At 63.7% G+C, this 24,122-nt stretch carries 2 protein-coding genes (1 of these 2 cut by a window edge); both read right to left on the reverse strand.

All coding sequences use genetic code 11. The annotated features are described in order from the left end of the window. Nucleotides 1-13,179 carry a non-ribosomal peptide synthetase gene (locus CD58_RS15495; RefSeq protein WP_025213911.1) on the reverse strand — a complete coding sequence of 4,393 codons (13,179 nt, stop codon included), beginning with the start codon at nucleotides 13,177-13,179 and terminating at the stop codon, nucleotides 1-3. Beyond that, nucleotides 13,176-24,122 carry the final stretch of a non-ribosomal peptide synthetase gene (locus tag CD58_RS15500; RefSeq protein WP_080712558.1) on the reverse strand. 18,156 nt of this gene lie beyond the right edge of the window, so 10,947 of the gene's 29,103 nt are visible here — the last part of the coding sequence; its start codon lies off the right edge, out of view; it ends in the stop codon at nucleotides 13,176-13,178. Before CD58_RS15500 ends, CD58_RS15495 begins: the two co-directional genes overlap by 4 nt.

Here is a 24,122-nt window from a genome sequence, read left to right on the forward strand (position 1 = left end):
TCAGATGCTGCGTTTGCGCGTCAGCGTGGGGATTTTCGTCATGGGTACGACAATTCGTTGCACGTCGCCCACTGCGGCGGCCACTTGGGACAGCGTGGGTTGACCGAACAACACCCGGATATCGGCTTCCATACCGTCCTTGCGCATGCGCTCGATCAGCGTCACCGCGAGCAACGAGTGTCCACCCAACTCGAAGAAGTGGTCGTGACGGCCGACCCGCTCGACCTTGAGCAACTCTGCCCACAGCGATGCAAGCTTGGTCTCTACTTCGCCCTCGGGGGCTTCGTAGGGACGCGTGGAGTACGCGTTGCTGTCCGGTGCCGGCAACGCCTTGCGATCCAGCTTGCCATTGGGGGTCAGTGGCAACGCCTCGAGGCGTACGTAGGCGGCTGGGACCATATAGGCTGGCAGTCGGGTTTGCAGGTGTGTGCGCAGGGCCTCGATGTCTGCGGTTTCGTTCGAATGTTGGGTGAAGTAGGCGACCAGGCGTTTGTCACCCGGTACGTCCTCCCGGGCCAGGACCACGGTTTCCTTGAGGTTTGGATACTGGGCGAGTTTGGCTTCGATCTCCCCCAGTTCGATGCGGAAACCACGGATCTTCACCTGGTCGTCGTTGCGGCCCAGGTATTCGATGTTGCCGTCTGGCAGGTAGCGGCCCAAGTCGCCGGTCTTGTACATCCGGGCATTCGCGTTGGTACTGAACGGATCCTTGAGGAATCGCTCGGCAGTGAGGTCGTCGCGATTGAGGTAGCCGCGAGCCACGCCGGCACCACCGATGTAGATTTCTCCTGGCACGCCCAGTGGCACCGGTTGCTGGTGCTCATCCAGCAAGTAGAACTGTGTATTCGCCACCGGCTTGCCGATGTGTGCGGCGAAACCATCCTCGCGGGCCATCGATACCCAACTGGAGTAGGTCGTGGTTTCCGAAGGGCCGTAGAGGTTGCACAGGCGTTTGACCTGGGTCTGTTCAAACAGCGCCTCCACCAGACTGCGCTTGAGTGCTTCACCGGCGACGTTGACCGTGTCGACGCCCTCACCCAGCCCGCCCGACTCCAGCAAGGCCTTGAGCGCCGAAGGTACGGTGTTGATGAGGGTGATGTCGTGCTCGCCCTGTTGCAGTTCCAGCACATTAGTGACGACTTCGATGCTGCCACCCGAAGTCAGCGGCGCGAAGCACTCATAGACCGCCAGGTCGAAGTTCAACGAGGTCGAGAACAGGGTTTTCCCTAAGGTTTCAGCATCGAACGAACGGTGCGCCCAAGTGAGGAAGTTCACCGTGTTGCGGTGTTCGATCATCACGCCCTTGGGCAGACCGGTCGAACCGGAGGTGTAGATCAGGTAGGCCAGATGCGCCGAAGTCAGCCCAGCAATTTCTGGATTCAAGGCGGACTCGTCCTGCCAGAGCCCGCTGTCGAGATTGATCACGGGCATCGACGCTTCTGCCAGCAATTCAAGGGTCGCCGCCTGCGCCAACACCGCCGCCGGAGCACTGTCCTTGAGCATGTAGGCAATCCGATCCAGCGGATACGCCGGATCCAACGGCACATAACCACCGCCCGCCTTCAGAATCGCCAGCAATCCCACGACCATGTCGATGCCACGTTCGACGCAGATCGCCACCCGCGAATCCGGCTGCACGCCCTGCTTGCGCAGGTAATGCGCCAACCGGTTGGCTCGCTCGTTCAGCTCGTGATAACTCAGGCGCTGCCCACCACGGATCACCGCAATGGCAGCCGGCGTGCGTTGCACCTGATCCTCGAACAACCCATGAATCGTCTGCTGCCGGGGGTAATCGGCTTCGGTGGCGTTGAACGTCACCAGCAATTGGTCACTTTCCGTGGCCGGCAGGATCGACAGCCGATGCAGCGGGGCTTCCGGCGTCTGCTCGAGCATCCGGACCAGGCTTTCCAGCGTATGCCGCACATAGCCACAAAGGCGCTGCGCACCAATGCGCGCGGGAGTCATGACGGAGAAACTGAACGCCTCGCCCTGATCATCCACCGACAACATCAACGGGTAGTTGGTCCGCTCTTCGCCACTGAGCACCTGGATACCGTTCCAGGCCGACAGCGCCTCGACCGAAACCGCCGTGGCGGTGTGGCGGTAGTTGAGCAAGGCACTGAACAACGGCGTCGGTGCCTCCACGCCGCTGCAGCGTTGCGCCAGTGCCAACGAGGCGTGCTCGTGGCCGAGCAAGGCGGTCAGTCGTTCATGAGTCGCCTTGACCCCGGAGCGCACAGCTTGCGCCCCCAGGCTTACCCGCAACGGCAAGGTATTGATGAACATCCCCAGTGCGCGATCGGCGCCCTCGCCGCCCTGCATCCGTCCGACCAGCACGGTGCCGAACACCACATCGTCCTTGCCCGACACCTTGCCCAGTACCTGCGCCCAGACCAGGTGATACAAGCTCGCCGCACTCACACCAAGCTGACGAGCCTGGACCCGCAACCGGCGACTCAGGTCAGCCTCGACGTCCTGGCGAACTTCCTCGATGCCGCTGCCATCACCTTGCACATCCTGCAAATCGAACGGCAACGTCGGTTCGTCGACATCGCCCAACATGTCGCGGAAGAACCCTTCATGGGCTTCGCGGCTCACACCCAAGCGAGCCTGGGCCACGTAGTTACGGTACGGCACCGACGCGGACAACCGGTGTGCCTGGCCGAGCATGTGCGCCTCGATTTCAGCCGACAGCACCGCCAGCGACGTGACATCGTCCACCAGGTGGTGGAACAACAGCATGCCCACCCAGCGTTGATTCGCCGGATCTTTTGCATAGGCAATCTGCATCATCGGTGCCTGGCGGATGTCCAGGCGATAGAACCGCGGGTCGAAACGCTGGTGCAACTGGGTGGCTATATCACCCGCGGCCGGATCCAGCGCAACCGACTCGAAACTCAATCGAGCGTCACGCCAAACCACTTGCATGGGCTCGGGCAAACCTTCCCAGAGCACCCCGGTGCGCAGGATATCGTGCCTGGCTATGACGGCTTGCAGCGCTTGGGCGAACTGTTCCAGGCGGGTGAAACTGTCAAAACCAAACATCACGTGTTGCAGGTAGGGATCGCCCTGGGCTGCGGCGAGGTGGTGATACAGGATTCCTTCCTGCAACGGCGCCAGGGCGTAGATGTCCTGGACGTTCGCTGCTCCACCCGGCACCCTCGCGACAATGTCATCGATGGAAGGCTGATCCAGCTCGGCCAACGGCAGCATGTCCGGGGTGATACGTGTGCAGCCATCCGGGATGCCGTTGAGCGGCACGGCGACTTCACGGTATCCGCCGACCGCGGCGGCCAGTGCCGCCAGCGTCGGCTGGCCGAACAAGACGCGCACATCGACGCTCAGCTGGACCTGGCGCATGCGCTCGATCATTTTCACGGCCAGCAACGAGTGGCCGCCCAGTTCAAAGAAATTGTCGTGACGACCGACCTGTTCGAGATTGAGCAAGTCCTGCCAGATCCCGGCGATGGCCGCTTCGACGTCGCCTTGCGGGGCTTCGTATTCCCGTGTAACCACTGAAGCCAGGTCCGGTGCCGGCAACGCCTTACGGTCCAACTTGCCATTTGGCGTCAGGGGCAAGACGTCAAGCCGCACATACGCGCTCGGCACCATGTATTCAGGCAATTGCCCTTGCAGGTGAGCCCGCAGGGTTTCGATGTCAGCAGTCTCATCGGCAGCATGCGTCGTGAAATAAGCCACCAGCCGTTTCTCGCCGGGCACCTCTTCACGGGCCAGCACCACGGCTTCCTTCACCGCGTCGTGTTGCGCCAGCCGCGCTTCGATCTCGCCCAACTCGATGCGGAAGCCGCGGATCTTCACCTGGTCGTCGTTGCGCCCCAGGTAATCGATGTTGCCGTCCGGCAAGTAGCGACCCAGGTCACCGGTCTTGTACATCCGCGCATTCGCAGCGCTGCTGAACGGATCCTTGAGAAAGCGCTCGGCAGTCAATTCCGGACGGTGCAGGTAACCCCGCGCCACCTGGACCCCGCCGATGTAAATCTCCCCGGCCACGCCCATGGGCACTGGCTGTCGATGGGCATCGAGCAGGTAGATCCGCGTGTTGGCAATCGGCTTGCCGATCGGCGTGCTGTCCGGTGTATCGGCGCCCGCGCAGTCCCACGCGGTCACATCCACCGCTGCTTCGGTCGGGCCGTACAGGTTGTACAGGCCGGTCTGCGGCAGTTGCGCCTTGAAGCGCCGCACCAGATGCCCCGGCAAGGCCTCGCCGCTGCACATCACCCGCACCAGACCTTCGCACTCGCTCGCCTCGCCATGGGCCAAGAACACATCGAGCATCGACGGCACAAAGTGCAACGTGGTGATGCCCTGGGTCTGGATCACCTCGCGCAGATACGCCGGATCGCGATGCCCACCAGGACGGGCCATCACCAGCCGCGCGCCGCTGAACAGCGGCCAGAAGAATTCCCACACCGACACGTCGAAGCTGAACGGGGTCTTTTGCAGCACGGCATCCGCGGCGCTCAAACCGTATTCGTCCTGCATCCACAACAGACGGTTGACCACCCCGCCGTGCTCGTTCATCACACCTTTGGGTAGGCCGGTCGAGCCCGAGGTGTAGATGACATAGGCCAAATGATTGGCATGCAGGCCATCGACCTGCGGATTGTCGGTTGGCTGCGCCGAGAAACCCTCCTCGTCGGCCGCGTCCAACAGCATGACCCGGGCAGCGGTACTCGGCAGGCTGGCCTGCAAGGCACGCTGGGTCAGCACCACCGTCGGCGCACTGTTTTCCAGCATGTAGGCCAGGCGCTCCAGCGGGTAATCCGGGTCGAGCGGCACATACGCCGCGCCGGACTTGAGGATGCCCAGCAGGCCGGCCACCATGCCCACGCCGCGCTCCACGCAGATGGCCACGCGGTCGTCCGGGCGGATGCCCAAGGCGATCAGGCGATGGGCGACCTGATTAGCGCGACGATTCAGTTGCGCGTAGCTCAGTTGTTCTTCGTCGGACACCACCGCTACCGCGTCCGGGCACGTATCAACACGTACCTCGAACAAACCGTGCAAGGTCAGGCCTTGCGGATAGTCGACCGCGGTGGCATTGAACGTTTCCAGCAGATGCTGACGCTCGGCGTTGGGCAGGCTCGTGAGTTCGCACAGGGGTGTATCCGGCGCCTGTTCCAGTGCAGTGACCAGGTTTTCAAGGGTGGTCTGCATGTACTCGCCGACACGTTGCGCGCCGGTCCCGGCAAGCGCCTGTACCACCAGGCTGAAGCCCTCGCCCTCGCCCTCATCGTCCACGGCCAGCGCCAGGGGGTAATTGGTCCGCTCTTCACCGCCAATCGACTCGATGCCTTGCCACGCCGTCAGCGCCTGCGCGGTCACCTCGACCCCGCAATGGCGATAGTTGAGCATCGAACTGAACAACGGTGTCGGTGCAACCACACCACTGCAGCGCTGCGCCAGGGCCAGCGGGGCATGCTCATGGCCCAGCAGGCCGGTCAGCCGCTTGTGGGTGGCCTTCACGCCGTCGTACACACCGTGCCCGCCCAGGCTAACCCGCAATGGCAGGGTGTTGATGAACATGCCCAGGGCCCGATCAGCGCCCTCGCCGCCCTGCATCCGCCCCAACAGCACAGTGCCGAAGACCACTTCGTCGCGACCACTGACACGGCCCAGCACCTGGGCCCAGGCCAGGTGCATCACACTCGCCGCACTGACGCCCAACTGACGGGCCTGCACGCGAAGGCGGCGACACAAACCCGCCTCCACCGCCAGTTTCACTTCCTCGACACCGGAGCCATCGCCTTGCACATCCTGCAGACCGAACGGCAGGGTCGGCTCTTCGATGTCGCCGAGCATCTCGCGGAAAAACGCTTCATGTTCCTGCTGGCCGACACCCAGGCGCGCCTGGGCCACATAATTGCGGTAAGGCACCGCAGCGCCCAGTTCGTGAGCCTTGCCCAGCAGATGAGCCTGCATCTCGCGTTCCAGGGTTTCCAGCCCGGTATGGTCCAGCACCATATGGTGGAACAACAGCATCGCCACCCAGCGCTGGTTGGCCTCGTCTTCGGCGATGGCCAGGCGCAGCATCGGCGCCTGACGCACATCCAGCCGGTAATGCCGGGCATCGAAACGCTCATACAACCGGGCAACGGTGTCCCCGTGACCCGGCTCCAGCTCATCGACGCTGAGTCGAGCCTGTCGCCATACGATCTGTACCGGCTCGTCGAGGCTTTCCCAGACCATCGAGGTCCTGAGGATCTCGTGGCGGTCGATCACCCGTTGCAACGCCTGGGTAAAGTCATCCAGGCGGGCACGACTGTCAAAACCGAACAGCGTCTGCAGCACGTAGGGATCACCCTCTTTTGCCGTCAGATGGTGATACAAAATGCCTTCCTGCAACGGCGCCAGCGGGTAGATATCCTGGACGTTACTCGCCCCGCCCGGCACGCTCGCCACAATCCGATCGATCGACTCCTGGCTCAATACCGCCAGCGGCAACATGTCCGGGGTGATTCGTTCACAACCTTCGACGATGACGTTGGCCGGCACCACCACCTCACGGTGCCCACCCACCGCAGCAGCCAGCGCTCGCAGGGTCGGCTGATTGAACAAGACCCGCACGTCCACCGACAGCTCGACCTGGCGCATCCGCTCGATCAGTCTCATCGCCAGCAGCGAATGACCGCCCAGCTCGAAGAAGTTGTCGTGACGGCCGATCCGCTCCACTTTCAACAATTCCGCCCACATGCCGGCCAACGTCTGCTCGACCTCACCCAGGGGCGCCTCGTAGGCCTGGCTGGCATACGCCTCGGCCAGGGGCACCGGCAAGGCTTTGCGGTCCACCTTGCCGTTCAGCGTCAAGGGGAAAACCGGCAGCATCACGAACGCGGCGGGTACCATGTATTCGGCCAGGGAGGCAGACAATTGCTCGCGCAACGCGGCAACGGTCAGCGTGACCTGAGGCTGGGCAATGACATAGGCCACCAGGCGCTTCTCGCCCGGCTCGTCGGCCCGCACTAGCACCACGGCGTCTTTCACACCGTCACAGGCGACGAGTTTGGCCTCGATTTCGCCCAGCTCGATACGGAAACCGCGGACCTTGACCTGATCGTCGTTACGCCCCAGGCACTCCAAGCTGCCTTCCGGCAGCCAGCGACCCAGGTCACCTGTGCGGTACAGCAACGCGCCGGGATCATGGCTGAACGGATCAGCGATGAATTTCTCTGCGGTCAGGTCCGCTCGGTTCAGGTAACCCTTAGCCACGCCCTGGCCGCCGATGTATATCTCGCCAACCACACCCAATGGCGCCAGTTGCTGCCGCGTGTCGAGCACATAGACCTGGGTGTTGGATATCGGCCCACCAATGGGCACGCTTTGCGCGTCCGCAGCCACGACCTTCACTTCCAGGGTGGTGGCGTAGGTGGTGGTTTCGGTCGGACCGTAGCAGTGCACCAGGCGCAAACCGGGCGCCAGGCTCAACAAACGCTGGAAGGACGCCACGTCGGCACGTTCGCCGCCGCACAACAGGATGCGCAAGCCGCCGATGGCCTCGGGAATCAGTTGCACATACTGGTTGAAAATGGCCGTGGTCACGAACAACACCGTGACGCCCGCCTCGCCCAGTACCCGGGCAAACCGCGAAGGTTCGAGCAGGGATTCATGGTCGATCACCACCACTTGCCCGCCATTGAGCAGCGCCCCCCAGACATCCATGGTGCTGGCGTCGAAGGCCGGGTTGGACGCAAAGGCGATCCGGTCGTGCGCATTGAAATCGGCGTAGCCGTTGTTGATCACCAGCCGGTTGATCGCCCGATGGGGCACCAGGACGCCCTTGGGCTGCCCAGTGGAGCCCGAGGTGTACATGATGTAGGCAATCGATTCGCTGGACTGCTTCAGTGCCGGGTTGTCAGTCATTTCTGGCGTATCCAGCGTGTCCAAGTCGACGCGACGCGCACCCTCGGGGACCACCTCGGAACTGAAAGTCAGCAAAAACTTCGCCTGGCAATCTTCCAGCATGAAGCCCTGGCGCTCCAGCGAGGCGTTGCGATCCAGCGGCACATAGGCTGCCGCACACTTGAGGATCGCCAATTGACTGGTGAGCAGGTCGATCGAACGTGGCAACAGGATCGCGACACAGTCGTCCGGCTGCACACCCAGTCCAAGCAGGTAATGGGCCAGGCGATTCGCCCGCTCGTTCAACTCCCCGTAACTCACTTGGTGCTGCCCATGCACCACCGCAATCGCCTGCGGCAGTTGCGCCGCCTGGGCCTCGAACAGCGCCAGGACGGTCTGGTCCTGCGGATAAGGCCGCTGGGTGGCGTTGAAATCCACCAGCAGCTGGTTGCGTTCGGTTTCCGGCAGAATCTCCAGGCGGTTGAGCGGTGTTTGTGGGGCTTGCTCAAGCGCTTGCACCAGGCTCTCAAGCGCAGTGCCCATGTACACGCAAATACGCTCCGCGCCTATCCCCTGTGCGACCAAGGCGCTCAGCATGAAACCTTCGCCCAGGTCATCCACTGAGAGGGTCAGCGGGTAGTTCGTACGCTCCTCGTTGCCGAGAATTTCCATGCCTTGCCAGGCGTTCATAGCCTCGCCCGAGGTCGGACCGGCCGCGCTGTGCCGGTAGTTCAGCAGCGCACTGAACAGCGGGGCCGGTGAGGCCACGCCGCTGCAGCGCTGGGCCAGGGCCAGCGATGCATGTTCGTGGCCGAGCAAGGCGGTCAGCCGCCCATGGGTGCTCTTGACCCCGGCGCGCACGCCCTGTTCATCCAGATTGACCCGCAATGGCAAGGTATTGATGAACATGCCAAGGGCCCGGTCGGCGCCCTCGCCACCTTGCATCCGGCCCATCAGCACGGTGCCGAACACCACGTCCTCGCGTCCGGACAACCGTCCAAGCACCTGCGCCCAGGCCAAATGATGCAGGCTGGCCGCACTTACCCCGAGCTGCCGCGCCTGGGCCCGCAACCGGCGGCTCAAGCCGACGTCCACCGCAAGCTTCGCCTCTTCGATACCGCGACCGTCACCCTGGACCTGCTGCAAGCCCAAGGGCAGCGTCGCTTCGTCGACGTCGCCGAGCATGTCGCGGAAAAACGCCTCGTGCTCTTCTTCGCTGACGCCCAGGCGCGCCTGGGCCACATAGTTTCGGTACGGCATCGCCTCGGCCAATTGATCGGCCTGGCCGAGCAGGAGCATCTGCATTTCCTGTTGCACTACGTCCAGCGCGGTATGGTCCAGGGCAATGTGGTGGAACAGGAGCATCGCCACCCAGCGCTGGTTGACCGGGTCATGGGCATAGCGCAGGCACATCAGTGGGGCCTGGCGAATATCCAGGCGATGATGACGGGAGTCGAAGCGCGCATGCAGTTGGATCACCGCGTCAGCGTCTTCAGCTTTCAGCGCGAGGGCTTCGACGCTCAACAGCGCCTTGCGCCAGACCACTTGTATCGGCTGCTCCAGCCCCTCCCATAGCACCGCTGTGCGCAGAATATCGTGACGATCGATCACGCCCTGCAGCGCCTGGGCGAAAGCCTCGAGACGCGCCTCGTTGTGGAAGGCAAACATCGCCTGCAACACATAGGGGTCGCCCTGCCGGGCCGAAATATGGTGATAGAGGATGCCTTCCTGCAGCGGCGCCAGTGGGTAGATGTCCTGCACGTTGGGCGCACCGCCCGGCACCGTGGCGACGATCAGGTCGATAGCCTCCTGGGTCAACGGCGCCAGCGGCAGCATGTCAGGGGTGATCCGCTCACAACCGGGCGTGATCCCGTTGGCCGGGACCTCGATCTCATTGCCGCCACCCACCGCTGCGGCCAGTGCCGCCAGGGTCGGCTGGCCGAACAGCACGCGGACATCCGCACTCAACCCGACCTGGCGCATCTGCTCGATCAGGTTGACGGCCAGCAAGGAGTGACCACCCAGCTCGAAGAAATGATCGTGCCGCCCGACGCGCTCGACGTTGAGGACTTGTCGCCACAGGCGGGCCAGGATGATTTCGGTTTCGCCCACGGGAGCTTCGTAGCCACGGCTGATGATCGAAGCCTGGTCCGGCGCCGGCAAGGCTTTGCGGTCAAGCTTGCCGTTGGCGGTCAGCGGCAAGGCATCGAGGCGCACATAGGCGGCCGGTACCATGTAGTCCGGCAGGCGGGTTTGCAGATAAGTGCGCAGGGCTTCGATATCCGCCGCGTCATCGGGGTCGTGCAGTGTGAAATAGGCCACCAGGCGTTTCTCGCCGGGAACGTCTTCGCGAACCAGCACCGCCGCTTCCTTCACGTTATCGTGTTGTGCCAGGCGGGCTTCGATCTCCCCCGGCTCGATACGAAAACCACGGATTTTCACCTGGCCATCGTTACGGCCCAGGTACTCGATGTTGCCGTCGGCCAGGAAACGTCCCAGGTCACCCGTGCGGTACATCAGCGCCTGCGCCGTCTGGCTGAACGGGTCGACCAGGAATTTCTCGGCGGTCAGCTCGGGCCGGTTCAAATAGCCTTTCGCGACCCCCATGCCACCGATATAAAGCTCGCCGGGCACGCCTAGCGGCACCGGCCGCTGCTGCGAATCCAGCAGGTAGACCCGGGTATTGCCCAAGGGACGACCAATCGGGATGCTACCCTCGCCGACCGTCTTGATCTCGTAGGTGGTGGTGAAGGTGGTGGCTTCGGTCGGACCGTAACCGTTGAGCAGATGAGCCGGGGCGCCCTCTTTCAGGACGCGACCGATCACCGCTGGGTCGAGCACATCGCCACCGACGATCAGGTAGCGCAACTGCGCGAACACCGTCATCAGGCCAGCCGCGTATTGATGGAACAGGCCGGCGGTCATCCACAACACGCTGACCGATTGCTCGCGCAGCAGTGCAGCAAAGCGCTCCTGGGACAACAGCACATCCTGCTCGACCACCACCACACAGCCGCCGTTGAGCAACGGTGCCCAGACGTCGAGGGTGCTGGCATCGAACGCCGGGTTGGAGGCAAAGGCCACCCGGTCCTGTTCGTTGAAGTCGGCGTAACCGTTGTTGATCACCAACCGACTGATCGCCCGGTGCGGCACCAGCACGCCTTTTGGCGTGCCCGTGGAACCCGAGGTGTACATGATGTAGGCCGGCGCTTCGCTCGACTGGGGCCGCAGCCCGGCGTGGGCCGGCTGCTGGGAAAGGTCAAGGATGTCCAGGTCCACCCGGGGCACTGGTGGCGCCAGCACTTCGGTGCTGTGGGTCAAGGCCAGCACCGCGCGGCTGTCCTGGATCATGAACTGCTGGCGTTCGGCGGGCGCGTTGACGTCCAGCGGCAGGTACACCGCCGCGCACTTGAGGACCGCCAACTGACTGATCAACAGATCCAGCGAACGTGGCAGCAGCAGTGCCACGGTTTCACCGGCTTGCAGGCCAAGGCCGATCAGATGACCGGCCAGGCGTTCGGCTTGGGTGTCCAGCTCACGGTAAGTCAGGGTTTGTCCGGCCTGCACCGCTGCCGGCGCGTCCGGACGGGCTTCGGCCTGCGCCTGGAACAAGGCATGAATCAGCTGCTCCCGGGGATAATCGCGCTCGGTGTCGTTGAACGCCAGCACCACCCGTTCACGCTCCACTGCCGGCAGGAACGACAGGCTGTTGAGTCTGGAGCCGGGCGCAGACTCCAAGGCATCCACCAGGCTTGCAACGGCGGCCTGCATGTAATTGCCGACGCGCTGCGCGCCGATCGGCACGCTGGCCTGCACCGTCAAGGCAAAGTCATCGGAGAAATCATCCACCGAGAGGATCAGCGGGTAGTTAGTGCGCTCTTCCGCGCTCAGGGCTTGGATCCCGTCCCAAGCCAGGCTGACGTCCGCCGGGAGGACTTGGGCCGCGCTGGCGCTGTGACGGTAGTTCAACAACGCACTGAACAGCGGCGCCGGCGCCGCCACACCACTGCAACGTTGCGCCAGGGCCAGGGAGGCGTATTCGTGGCTGAGCAGGCTGCTCAGCCAGCCGTGGGTGCTCTTCACTCCATCGCGCACGCTCTGCGCCCCCACGTCCACGCGCAACGGCAAGGTATTGATAAACATACCCAGCGCCCGGCTCATGCTTTCGCCGGCCTGCATGCGACCCAGCATCACCGTGCCGAACACCACGTCCTCACGGCCCGAGACGCCGCCCAGCACCTGCGCCCAGGCCAGGTGAAAGAGACTCGCCGCGCTCACACCGAGCTGTCGCGCTTGCCCGCGCAGGCGCCGACTGAGGTCTGGGGCCAGGGTCAGATGGCTTTCTTCGATGGCACTGCCGTCGCCCAGCACATCCTGTTGGCCGAAGGGTAAGGTCGGCTCCTCGACGTCGCCCAGCATCTCCCGGAAGAACGCCTCGTCAGCCTGCCGCTGGCCAGCCTGGCGGGTCCGCGCGACATAGTTGCGGTAAGGAATCGCGGGCTGCAGTTGTGCGGCCTGCCCCATCAGGTAAGCCTGCATTTCACTCTGCACAACCATCAGGGCTTCGTGGTCGAGGGCCATGTGGTGGAACAACAGCATGGCGACCCAGCGCTGGTTGGCCGTGTCTTCGGCGACGACCAGCAACAGCAGCGGCGCCTGGCTGATATCCAGGCGATAGTGCCGGGGATCGAACCGCGCCTGCAATTGCGTCATCACGTCGCCCTCGATAAGGTCGGCGCTGATGTCCTTGACTCCCAGCTGGGCCCCACGCCAGACCACTTGAACCGGCTCTTCCAGCCCTTCGCGGACGATGGCGGTGCGCAGAATGTCGTGACGATCGATCACGCTTTGCAAGGCATCGACAAAATCCGTCAGGCGCTCGCGCCGGGCAATACTGAACTGCGCTTGCAAGACATAAGGGTCGCCCTGGGTGGCCGTCAGGTGGTGATAAAGAATCCCCTCCTGCAACGGCGCCAGCGGGTAGATGTCCTGCACATTGGCCGCCCCGCCCGGCACGGTGGCCACGATGCGGTCGATGGCCGGCTGATCCAGGGTCACCAGCGGTAGCATCGCCGGCGTGATGTGCACGCAACCGGCAGGGATGGCATTGACGGGAATGTCGATTTCACTGCCCTTGCTGGCATCGTATTGCCCGGCCTGGATCAACGCGATCAACGCGGTTTTGTGCTCGCGCAACAAGGCCAATACCGCAGGCTCGCTCAGCGACTGTTTCCGGCCCCGTACCACGAGCTGATCGCCCTTGACTGATAGCTGTACGTCTTTTTCTTTTAGTGTCGCCAACAGTTCGATCACACTCACAGGACAATCTCCATTTTTTCTGTCGTTGCCGCGTATTCCGAGAGCGTGGGCTGCTCGAATAACGTCCGCACATCCGCTTCCATGCCTTCCTGGCGCATCCGCTCCATCAGGCTGACGGCGAGCAAGGAGTGCCCGCCCAGTTCGAAGAAGTGATCGTGACGGCCGACACGCTCTACGTTGAGCACTTCAGCCCACAGCTGGGCCAGTGTGATTTCGGTTTCGCCGATGGGCGCTTCATAGCCACGGCTGATGAGTGAATCCAGGCCCGGTACCGGCAGCACCTTGCGGTTGAGCTTGCCGTTGGGCGTCAGCGGCATGGCGTCCAGGTAGACGTAGGCCACCGGCACCATGAAGGCTGGCAGTTGTGCTTGCAGGTACGTGCGCAGCGCTTCGATGTTCAGCGCTTCATCTGGCGAGTATTGGGTGAAATAAGCCACCAGGCGTTTTTCGCCCGGTACGTCTTCACGGGCCAGCACTGCAGCTTCCTTCACCGCCTCGTGCTGGGCGAGCTTGGCTTCGATCTCGCCCAGTTCGATACGGAAACCGCGGATTTTCACCTGATCATCGTTGCGCCCCAGGTACTGCAGCGTGCCGTCGGGCAACCAGCGCCCGATGTCGCCCGTCTTGTACAAGCGGGCGTCGGCCTGGCCATAGAACGGGTCCGCCATGAAACGTTCGGCGCTGAGTTGCGGCAGGTTGAGGTAACCGCGCGCCACACCGACACCGCCGATGTGGATCTCGCCGGGCACCCCCACCGGCAGCAACTGACCATGGCCGTCCAGCACGTGCAATTGCATGTTGCGGATCGGCTTGCCAATCGGAATCGACTGGTCCCGGTAGGTTTCCAGGTCGGTATCAGCGGTGTGCCAGGCGACCACGTCACTGCACTCGGTCGGGCCGTAGCTGTTGATCACTGTCGGCCGTGGCTGTGGCAGTTTCTCCAGCATGCCGACCTGGATCGGCTCACCGCCCAGGACCACCCGTTGCAGGCAAGCCAGTGCCTGCTGATCGTCGGCGTCCACCAGCGCATGGAAAGCGCTCGGCGACATGTTGAGGTGGGTAATCCCGGCGTCGGCGATCTGGGCGACGATGGCACGGGGGTTGAAGGGTTCTTCGGCCAAGTGCAGCGCAGCACCGACCATCAGCGGCGCCAGGATGTTCTTCTGGGTCAGGTCGAAGTTATAGGAAGACGCCAGGAGCACCGCATCGCCGGCATGGAACGCCAGGTCATCGAGGTACCAGTCCAGCAGGTTGCCCAGGCCACGCCGCTCGACCATCACGCCTTTAGGCAGCCCGGTGGAGCCGGAGGTGTAGATCACATAGGCGAGATGGGCCGGTGTCAGGTCCGTCACATGCGGGTTGTGATCCGGCTCGTCTTGCCACGGGCCGGCATCCAGGTCGATCAGCGGCACCTGAGCGTGCGACAGGAGCGCCCGGGTGCCTGCCTGCGTCAGCACCGCAACCGGCGCGCTGTCTTGCAACATGAACGCAATGCGCTCAGCCGGGTAGGCCGGATCCAGCGGCACATAACCGCCACCCGCCTTGAGCACCGCCAGCAGCCCGACCACCATGTCAACGCTGCGCTCGACGCAGATCGCCACGCGCGAATCCGGCGCCACTCCCTGCTTGCGCAGGTAATGGGCCAGGCGGTTGGCCCGTTCATTGAGCTGGCGATAGCTCAACCGTTGCTCACCTCCCAGCACCGCCAAGTCGTCCGGCGTGCGCTGTACCTGCGCCTCGAACAACGCCTCAATAGCCTGTTGTTCCTGTGGACCGTCGGCTTCGTGGGTATTGAATTCGGCCAGCAGTTTGAGGCGCTCGCCGGGTGGCAGGATCGACAACTGATGCAGCGGCGCTTGGGGGGCCTGTTCGAGCATCTCGATCAGATTCTCCAGCGTCTGCTGTACATAGCCGCAAATCCGCTGCGCACCAATGCGCGCCGGGGTCATGACGCTGAAGCTGAACGCCTCGCCCTGGTCGTCCACCGCCAACGTCAGCGGGTAGTTGGTCCGTTCTTCGCCACTGAGCACTTGCATACCGTCCCAGGCCGACAGCGCCTCGGCGGAGGTGATCGCGCCGGTGTGACGATAGTTGAGCAAGGCACTGAACAACGGCGTCGGCGCCTCCACGCCGCTGCAGCGTTGCGCCAGCACCAGCGAGGCATGCTCGTGGCCCAGTAACGCGGTCAGCCGCGCATGGGTCGCCTTCACGCCAGCACGGACAGCGGTTTGCCCCAGGCTCACCCGCAACGGCAGCGTATTGATGAACATGCCCAGTGCGCGGTCGGCGCCCTCACCGCCCTGCATCCGCCCGACCAGCACGGTGCCGAACACCACGTCATCCTTGCCCGACACCTTGCCCAGCACTTGTGCCCAGACCAGGTGATACAAGCTCGCCGCGCTCACACCGAGCTGGCGCGCCTGGGTCCGCAACCGGCGACTCAGGTCGGCCGCGACCTCCTGGCGAACTTCCTCGATGCCGCTGCCATCGCCTTGCACATCCTGCAAGCCGAAGGGCAATGTCGGCTCGTCGACGTCGCCGAGCATGTCGCGGAAAAACTTTTCGTGGGCCTCGCGGCTCACACCCAAACGGGCCTGGGCCACGTAGTTGCGGTACGGCACCGAGGCCGGCAAGCGTTGCGCCTGGCCGAGCAGGTGCGCCTCGATCTCGGCGGACAGCACTGCCAGCGACGTGGCGTCGTCCACCAGGTGATGGAACAGCAGGATGCCCACCCAGCGTTGGTTCGCCGGGTCTTGTGCATACGCGACCCGCATCAGCGGCGCCTGGCGGATGTCCAGCCGATAGTGCCGAGGGTCGAAACGCTGATGCAGCTGCGTGGCCACATCGCCCGCCGCCAGGTCCAGCTCGACCGGCTCGACCGGCAGGCGCGCCTCACGCCAGACCACCTGCATGGGCTCGGCCAAGCCTTCCCAGAGCACACCGGTGCGCAGAATGTCGTGCCGGGCGACGACGGCTTGCAGCGCCTGGGTGAAATGGTCCAGGCGCGTGAAGCTGTCGAACGCGAACATTACGTATTGAAGATAGGGATCGCCCTGGGTGGCCGCCAGGTGGTGGTACAAAATCCCCTCCTGCAACGGCGCCAAGGCGTAGATGTCCTGCACATTGCCTATGCCACCCGGGACCATCGCCACCACGCGGTCGATCTCGTCCTGGCTCAAGGTCGCCAGCGGCAACAGGTCCGGCGTGATCCGTTGGCAATCCAACGCAATACGATTGACCGGCACCACGACTTCCGTTTGCCCGCCGACCGCGGCGGCCAGGGCCGCCAGTGTCGGTTGGCCGAACAGCACCCGAACATCGGCACTCAACCCCGCGTGGCGCATGCGTTCGATCAGCTTAACGGCCAACAGCGAGTGCCCGCCCAACTCGAAGAAGTTGTCGTGACGGCCGATTCGCTCAAGGTCCAGCAGGTCTTGCCAGATCGCGGCGATGACGGTCTCGGCGTCGCCTTGCGGCGGTTCGTATTCGCGGGCCGCCACCGACGACTGATCCGGCGCCGGCAATGCCTTGCGGTCGAGCTTGCCGTTAGTAGTCAACGGGAATGCGGCGAGGACCACGAACGCGCTCGGCACCATGTACTCCGCCAACGACGCGAGCAACTGGGTCCGCAGGTCGGCGGCCGAGAGAGCGGCGCCTTCTGCGGCGATGACATAGGCCACCAGGCGCTTATCGCCCGGCTCGTCTTCACGGGCAATGACCACCGCCTCGCTGACGCCCTCGCACGTCGCCAACGTCGCTTCGATCTCGCCCAGCTCGATACGGAAGCCACGGATCTTCACCTGGTCGTCGTTGCGGCCCAGGTATTCGATGCTGCCGTCGGCCATTCGGCGTCCGAGGTCGCCGGTCCTGTACAGACGCGCGCCCTCACACCCGCTCAAGGTGTCGACGATAAAGCGTTCCCGGTTAAGCTCGGGACGATTCAGGTAACCCCGCGCCACACCCGCGCCGCCCACGTACATTTCCCCGACCACACCCACTGGCACCGGCTCGCGCCGGGCATCTAGCACATGCAGTTGCAGATCAGGAATGCGCTTGCCGATGGGGCTGACGCCGACCCGCTGCGCGTCGGCCGCTTCAAGCGCATGGTAAGTCACATGCACCGTCGTTTCGGTGATGCCGTACATGTTGACCAGTTGCGTCCGGGCATTGGTCTCGCGGGCATACCACGGCTTGAGGATCCCGGTTTCCAGCGCTTCCCCACCAAAAATAACCTGGCGCAGGTTGTGGTTGCGGTCGCTCTCGCCCTGGGCCGCAATCAACTGGCGGAACGCACTGGGCGTCTGGTTCAGCACCGTGACACCGGCTTCGCACAACAGTGCGTAGCAGTCTTGTGGAGAACGACTGACCAGTTGCGGCACCACCAACAAGCGGCCGCCATGGGTCAATGCGCCCCAGATTTCCCAGACCGAGAAATCGAAGGCAAACGAGTGGAACAAAGCCCACACGTCTTGCGGGCCAAAATCAAACCAGGGTTGCGTGGCCGAGAACAGGCGCGCGACGTTACGGTGCTCGACCATCACGCCCTTGGGCAAGCCAGTGGAACCCGAGGTATAGATGACATAGGCCAGTTGCGACGACGTCTGCCCTGGCACTTGAGGATTGGCCTCGGACTGGCTGTGCAACGCAGCGCCATCGAGGTCGATCACCCGCCCGGACTCTTCAGCCAGCCGCTCACGGGTGGCGCCGTGCACCACGATTGCCACGGGCGTGCTGTCTTCGAGCATGTAGGCGATGCGCTCCGCCGGATAGGCGGGATCCAGCGGCACATAACCGGCACCGGACTTCAGGATGCCCAGCAGGCCCACAATCATGTCCAGGCCACGCTCGACACAGATCGCGACCCGATCATCCGGACGGATGCCCAGCGACAGCAGGCGATGGGCGAGCTGGTTGGCCCGGGCGTTGAGTTCGCCGTAAGTCAGCGTGCGATCCTCGAATACCACCGCCACCGCGTCGGGCCGAGTCGCCGCCTGTGCCTCGAACTGCTGATGGATCAAGGCATCATGGGCATACACGGCGTCTGCGGTGTTCCAGGTTTCGAGCAACTGGCGACGCTCCGCCGGCGGCAACACCGCCAGGCTGTGCATCGGCGTTTGCGGCGCGTGTTCCAGGCTATCCACCAGACTGTGCAGGGCAACCTGCATATAGTCGCAGATGCGTTGCCCACCGATCCGGGATTCGACCTGCACCGTCAGGCTGAAGCCTTCTCCCAGGTCATCGACGTTCAGTGTCAGCGGATAGTTGGTGCGCTCTTCACTGGACAACATGTACATGCCGTTCCAGGCCGACAACACCTCATCGGTCACCTGGATCGAACTGTGCCGGAAGTTCAACAGCGCACTGAACAGCGGCGCTGGCGAGGCCACGTCACTGCAACGCTGGGCCAGCGCCAGGGACGCATGCTCATGCCCCAACAACCCGGTCAGCCGCCCATGGGTCATCTTCACGGCATCACGCACACTTTGTCCGTCCACGGGCACGCAGATCGGCAAGGTGTTGATGAACATGCCCAGCGCCCGGTCAGCCCCGTCGCCGCCCTGCATCCGGCCCAGCAAGACCGTACCGAAGACCACTTTCTCCTGGCCCGAGGCCAAGGCCAGGACCTGGGCCCAGGCCAGATGGACCAGGCTCGCGGCACTCACGCCGAGCTGCCGGGCTTGAGAACGCAGGCGCAGGCTCAGGGCCTCATCGACCAACGCCTTCACTTCCTCGATACCGCGCCCGTCGCCCTGTACCTGGGCCAAGCCGAAGGGCAGCGTCGGTTCATCGATCCCGCCGAGCATCTCGCGGAAAAACGCTTCATGTTCCTGTTCGCTCGCACCCAAGCGGGCCTGGGCCACGTAATTGCGGTAAGGCACCGCTTCGGTCAGTTGTTCGTCCTGCCCCAGCAGGTACAGCTGCATCTCATGCTGCATCACGTCCAGGGCGGTATGGTCCAGCGCCATGTGATGGAACAGCAGGATCGCCACCCAGCGATCCTGGGCTTCGTCCCGTGCGTAAGCCAGGTGCAACAACGGTGCCTGGCCCAAATCGAGGCGATAGTGTCGCGCGTCGAACCGCTGGCCGAGGTACGTGGCGATATCGCCCGCCGTGGCATCCGGTTCAATGCATTGCGGAACCAGCACGACCTGGCGCCAGACCACCTGCACCGGCTCGTCCAGGCCTTCCCAGACCACGCTGGTGCGCAGGATGTCGTGGCGATCGATCACCACCTGCAGCGCGCCAACGAACGCATCGAGGCGTTCACGGTTGTCGAAGGCGAACTGCGTCTGCAACACATAGGGGTCGCCCTGCTCGGCGGCCAAGTGGTGATAGAGGATGCCTTCCTGCAACGGTGCCAGCGGGTAGATGTCCTGGACGTTGCGAGCGCCACCCGGCACGGTCGCGACCAGTTGGTCGATGGCTGCCTGGGTCAGGCTGATCAGCGGCAGCATGTCCGGGCTGATGTGTTCGCAATCGGCCGGGATGCAGTTCGCCGGAACACGGATTTCCTTGCCGCTACCGATGGCCGCCGCCAACGCGGCCAGGGTCGGTTGGCTGAACAGCACGCGCACGTCAGCACTCAAGCCCACCTGGCGCATGCGTTCGATCAAGGTAACCGCTACGAGTGAGTGGCCACCCAGTTCAAAGAAGTGATCGTGACGGCCAACCTGTTCGACCTTGAGCACTTCGGCCCACAGCCGAGCCAATGTCTGTTCGACCTCCCCCAGTGGCGCTTCGTATTCACGACTGGCATAGGCTTCGGCATCCGGCGCAGGCAGCGCGCGACGGTCCAGCTTGCCGTTGGCGGTTAGGGGAAAGGACGGCAACACCACGAAGGCGCTGGGCAGCATGTAGTCGGCCAGCGATGCGGCCAGCTCGGCGCGCAGATCCTGCACCGACAAGGTGAAATCCGATTCAGGGATCACATAGGCCACCAGACGTTTCGGACCCGCGTCGTCCTGTCGCGCCAGCACCACCGCGTCTTTCACGCCCGCGCACTGACCCAGCCGGGCTTCGATTTCCCCCAGCTCGATACGGAAACCGCGGATCTTCACCTGGTCGTCGTTACGCCCCAGGTAGTCGACCGTGCCGTCCGCGCGCCAGCGCGCCAGGTCGCCGGTGCGGTAGAGCAAGGCCTCCGGATCGGCACTGAACGGGTCGACGATAAATTTCTCGGCGGTCAGCTCGGGACGGTTCAGATACCCCTTCGCCACACCATCGCCACCGATGTACAGCTCGCCCGCCACGCCGATGGGCACTGGCTGCTGATTGACGTCCAAGACATAGACGCGGGTGTTGCCGATGGGCCGGCCAATCGGGATTCCTCCCTCGCCCACGCTGTGGATTTCGTGAGTGGTGGTGAAGGTGGTGGCTTCGGTTGGGCCGTAACCGTTGAGCAGATGAGCCGGTGCGCCGTCCTTGAGGACACGCCCGATCACCGCTGGGTCGAGCACATCGCCACCGACGATCAGGTAGCGCAACTGAGCGAACACCGTCATCAGACCAGCCGCGTACTGATGGAACAGGCCGGCGGTCATCCACAACACGCTGACCGATTGCTCGCGCAACAGTGCAGCAAAGCGCTCCTGGGACAGCAGCACGTCCTGCTCGACCACCACAACGCAGCCGCCGTTGAGCAACGGTGCCCAGACGTCGAGGGTGCTGGCGTCGAAGGCTGGATTGGAGGCAAAGGCCACCCGATCCCCGGCGTTAAAGTCCGCATAACCGTTGTTGATCACCAGGCGATTGATCGCCCGGTGTGGCACCAGCACGCCTTTGGGTGTACCGGTGGAACCGGAGGTGTACATCACGTAGGCGACCGATTCGGCGCTTTGCATCAGGTCAAGGTCGTCGCCAGCTTCGTCCAGCGCGACGGTATCCAGGTCCACCCGCAGCGTGTTGTCAGGCACCGTAGCCGTGCTCAGCGCCAACAGGATTTGCGCCCCGCTGTCCTGCACCATGAACTGTTGGCGTTCCAGAGGCGCGCTGATATCCACCGGCACATAGACGGCGGCGCACTTGAGGATCGCCAACTGGCTGGCCAGCAACTCAATCGAACGCTGCAGCCCAATCGCCACCCGATCGCCCGGTTGAATCCCCAGGCCGATCAGATGACGGGCCAGGCGATTGGCCCGGCTATTCAACTCGGCGTAAGTCAGGCGCTGTTCGTTGTACACGACGGCCATGGCATCCGGACGCGCCTTGGCCTGGGCCTCGAACAAACCATGGACGGTCCTGTCCTGCGGATAGCGACGCGTGGTGGCGTTGAAATCCACCAGCAACTGGCGCCGCTCGGCAGACGGCAGGATCGATACGCTGTTCAACGGCGTTTGCGGCGCCTGTTCCAGCGCTTGCACCAGATGTTCCAGGGCAATGTTCATGTAGACACACATCCGCTGCGCACCGATCTGCGGCACGGCCAGCGCCGTCAGGCTGAAACCTTCGCCCAGGTCATCCACCGACAGGGTCAGCGGGTAATTGGTACGCTCTTCGTTGCTCAGCAGCCCGATGCCTTCCCAAGCCGCCAGGGCCTCACTCGAGACCGCGGCCACTGAGCCTGCGCTGTGGCGGTAATTGAGCAAGGCGCTGAACAGCGGCATCGGTGCGGCCACGCCGCTGCAACGCTGGGCCAAGGCCAGCGAGGCATGTTCGTGCCCCAACAGCCCGGTCAGGCGAACGTGAGTGGCTTTCACACCGTCACGCACACCTTGGGTACCGACATCCACCCGCAATGGCAACGTATTGATGAACATGCCCAACGCACGATCGGCACCGTCGCCGCCCTGCATCCGCCCCATCAACACGGTGCCGAATACCACGTCCTGCTTGCCGGCCACGTGTCCCAGCACCTGTGCCCAGGCCAGGTGCACCAGGCTGGCAGCACTCACCCCCAACTGACGCGCCTGGGTTCGTAGCCGCAGGCTCAACGTCGCCTCGACAACCTGTCTGGCTTGCTCGATAGCCTGCCCGTCAGCGCGCACATCCTGCCGGCCAAATGGCAGAGTCGGTTCATCCACATCACCGAGCATTTCACGAAAGAACCCTTCGTGCTCTTGTTGGCTCACGCCCAGACGGGCCTGTGCCACGTAGTTGCGATACGGCATCGCCACGGCCAATTGATCGGCCTGGCCCAGCAGGTGCGCCTGCATCTCCTGCTGCACCACTTCCAGCGCCGTGTGATCGAGGGCCATATGGTGGAACAACAACACCGCTACCCAGCGCTGGTTGGGCGCATCCTCGGCGAAAACCAGACGCATCAGCGGCGCCTGGGTAATATCGAGGCGGTAGTGTTGCGGGTCGAAGCGGTGCTGCAATTGTGCCGCGATATCGCCTGCGCTGCTGTCAAGGGCGATCTCTTCGAGATGCAGCTGCGCCTCGTGCCACACCACTTGGATCGGCGCGTCGAATCCTTGCCACACCACACTGGTGCGCAGGATGTCATGGCGATCGATGACGTGTTGCAGCGCACCTATAAACGCCATCAGCCGGCCACGGTTCTGCAGCTCGAACACCGTCTTCAATACATAAGGATCACCCTGCTCGGCGGCCAAGTGGTGATAGAGAATGCCATCCTGCAACGGCGCCAGCGGGTAGATGTCCTGGACGTTGCGAGCGCCACCCGGCACTGTCGCCACGACTCGGTCAATCGCTTCCTGGTCAAGATTGATCAGCGTGAGCATGGCCGGTGTGATCCGCTCAGCACCCGGCGCAATCAGGTTCGCAGGGACACTGACTTCCCTGCCACTGCCGATGGCCGCCGCCAGCGCGGCCAGGGTTGGCTGGCTGAACAGCACACGCACGTCGGCACTCAAGCCCGCCTGGCGCATGCGTTCGATCAAGGTGACGGCCAGCAGCGAATGGCCGCCCAGCTCGAAGAAGTTGTCGTGGCGACCGACCTGTTCGACCTTCAGCAGTTCTGCCCAAAGCCGGGCCAGGGTCTGTTCGATCTCGCCTTGCGGGGCTTCATATTCGCGGCTGACATAGGCGTCGATATCCGGCGCCGGCAACCCACGGCGATCCAGCTTGCCATTCGCTGTCAACGGCAGGACATCGAGGTGAACATAGGCCACCGGAATCATGTAGTCCGGCAGTTGCGCGTGCAGGTGGGCCCGCAGCGCCTCGATCTCCGCCGCGACATCCGGGTCGCGCAGGGTGAAATAGGCCACCAGGCGTTTCTCCCCCGGGGCATCTTCGCGCACCAGGATGACCGCGTCCTTGACGTTGTCATGCTCGGCGAGCCGGGCTTCGATTTCCCCCAGTTCGATACGGAAACCGCGGATCTTCACCTGGTCGTCGTTACGACCCAGGTAATCGACCGTGCCATCCGCGCGCCAGCGTGCCAGGTCGCCGGTGCGGTAGAGCAAGGCCTCCGGATCGGCACTGAACGGGTCGGCAATAAATTTCTCGGCGGTCAGCTCGGGACGGTTCAGATACCCCTTCGCCACGCCGTCGCCACCGATGTACAGCTCGCCCGCCACGCCAATGGGCACTGGTTGCTGATTGACGTCCAAGACATAGACGCGGGTGTTGCCGATGGGCCGGCCAATCGGGATTCCGCCCTCGCCCACGCTGGTGATTTCATGGGTGGTGGTGAAGGTGGTGGCTTCGGTTGGACCGTAACCGTTGAGCAGATGGGCCGGTGCGCCTTCTTTCAGGACGCGGCCGATCACCGCCGGGTCGAGCACATCGCCACCGACGATCAGGTAGCGCAACTGAGTGAAGGCCGTCATCAGACCAGCCGCGTACTGATGGAACAGGCCGGCGGTCATCCACAACACGCTGACCGATTGCTCGCGCAACAGTGCAGCAAAGCGCTCCTGGGACAGCAGCACGTCCTGCTCGACCACCACCACACAACCGCCGTTGAGCAAGGGTGCCCAGACGTCGAGGGTGCTGGCATCGAACGCCGGGTTGGAGGCAAAGGCCACCCGATCCCCGGC

It is taken from the genome of Pseudomonas brassicacearum, assembly GCF_000585995.1.
In the GTDB taxonomy this organism is placed as follows: domain Bacteria; phylum Pseudomonadota; class Gammaproteobacteria; order Pseudomonadales; family Pseudomonadaceae; genus Aquipseudomonas; species Aquipseudomonas brassicacearum_A.